This is a genomic window from Salicola sp. AFF1 (genome assembly GCF_056783195.1).
Genome location: NZ_JBXAYL010000266.1, coordinates 1 through 229, shown reverse-complemented (window position 1 = coordinate 229; position 229 = coordinate 1). Strand labels below are relative to the sequence as shown.

Annotated in this window: 1 protein-coding gene; it reads right to left on the bottom strand. The window is 70.3% G+C overall.

Features of this window, described 5'->3' with window-relative positions; all coding sequences use genetic code 11:
* The coding region (locus AC1RQI_RS17605; RefSeq protein ID WP_481905891.1) for a hypothetical protein at positions 1 to 229 on the bottom strand (229 nt) is incomplete at both ends.

Here is a 229-nt window from a genome sequence, read left to right as displayed (position 1 = left end):
CGGCTTGCCCGCCAGCGTCGCCGGGTCGAGGCGCCAAGTGACGGCGAAGGCGCGGTTGGCCACCGTCAGGCGCCCGTCGGCGCCGAACACCGCCACCGGCTCCTTGAGCGCCTCAAGCGTCTCGGCCTGCTCCTTCATCAGCGCGTCGTAGCGCGAGGCGAGCTTCATGCTCTCCGAGACGTCGTGGTAGAGATAGGTAAGGCCGCCCTGCGGATTGGGGTCGGCGACG